This is a genomic window from Streptomyces katrae, from assembly GCF_000966975.1.
Lineage (GTDB): Bacteria > Actinomycetota > Actinomycetes > Streptomycetales > Streptomycetaceae > Streptomyces > Streptomyces katrae.
Genome location: NZ_JZWV01000817.1, coordinates 1 through 1,331, shown reverse-complemented (window position 1 = coordinate 1,331; position 1,331 = coordinate 1). Strand labels below are relative to the sequence as shown.

The window sequence follows — 1,331 nt, the reverse complement described above, 5'->3', positions numbered from 1 at the left end:
GGTGGGGGCGCCGCCGCGGGCGTTCGGCTTGCCGCCGGACTTCGCGGCCGGCTTGCCCGTCGCCCGGGGCTTGGCGCCCGTCTTCTTGGCCGCCGCGGCCTTCCGGTCCTGCTTGGGCTGCGGCTGTGCGGGCTGACGGCCGCGCGAGCTGTTGACCGTGCGGCCCCGGACGATCCCGATGAAGTCCTCGACCAGGTCGGTGGTCTTCTCCTCCGGCCAGGACAGCGCGACCCTCGATGCGGGGGCGTCCGTCACCGGCCGGTAGGTGAGGTCCTTGCGGTGGTGCAGCCGGGCCAGGGACTGCGGGACGACGAGCACGCCGATGCCGGCGGCCACCAGCTCGATGGCGTCCGCCGTGGTGGCGGGCCGTTCGAACGCGGGCTTCCCGGGCGGGGTCTCCCAGCCCAGGACGTCGTCGAGGGGGTGCAGCACGATCTCGTCGGCCAGGTCCTCGGTCGCCACCTCGTCCACGGCGGCCACGACGTGGTCCTTGGGGACCACGACCACCGTCGTCTCGGTGTAGAGCGGGATCGCGCTGAGGTCCGCGCCGTCCACGGGCAGCCGGACGAACCCGGCGTCGGCCTCACCGGCGCGCAGCGCGGCGAACGCCTCGCCGGCGGTCACGCCGACCAGGGTCAGCGGGGTGTCGGGCAGCCGCTCGTTCCAGATCCGCACCCACTTGGTGGGCGTCACTCCCGGGACATAGGCGAGCCGGAACGAAGGGGTTGCATCCGAGCCTGTCACCCCGCAAGGTTACCGGTCGTGGTCGGAGCCCGCGCACATGCTCGATACCCTTGGAGCATGACGTCGCACCAGAGCACCCAGACGATGAAGCCCGCGACCGCGGCGAAGAAGCTGGGTGTGTACCTCGAGGCCACCCCCGCAGAGTTCCGGGAGGGCGTGGTCTCGCGCACCGAGCTGAACGCACTCCAGGCCGAGCCGCCCGCCTGGCTCGTGGAGCTGCGCCGCAACGGCCCGCACCCGCGCCCGGTCGTCGCCTCGAAGCTGGGCGTCTCCATCGCCGGGCTCGCGCGCGGCGGGATCACCGAGGCGCTCACCACGGAGCAGATCGAGGCCCTGAAGCAGGACAACCCGGAGTGGCTGCAGAAGGAGCGCGCCACCCAGGCCGAGGTCCGCAAGGAGGCCGTGCGCATCAAGGAGAAGCAGGCGCAGAAGGCGCAGAAGGACGAGCAGAAGCGTTCCTGACCCCCTCCCCCGCACGCACGACGGCCGGGCCGGGTCCCCTCGGGGGATCCGGCCCGGCCGTTCTCGTCAGCGGGCCCGTCAGCCGGCGTGGACGTGGGGGCGGCGGCAGCGGTCGGGCTCGGCCT

The 1,331-nt window shown here is 73.3% G+C and carries 2 protein-coding genes; one reads left to right on the top strand and one right to left on the bottom strand.

The window, feature by feature from the left end; all coding sequences use genetic code 11:
• A partial coding sequence (locus VR44_RS27225) for a LysR substrate-binding domain-containing protein (RefSeq protein ID WP_094191942.1) occupies positions 1–744 on the bottom strand: 744 nt, incomplete at its 3' end.
• Positions 745–801: 57 nt separating this feature from the next.
• On the opposite strand from VR44_RS27225, the gene VR44_RS27220 reads away from it, so the two are divergent.
• Complete coding sequence (locus VR44_RS27220) at positions 802–1,206, top strand: DUF5997 family protein (RefSeq protein ID WP_045950258.1); 405 nt, start codon at positions 802–804, stop codon at positions 1,204–1,206.
• Positions 1,207–1,331 lie beyond the last annotated feature (125 nt).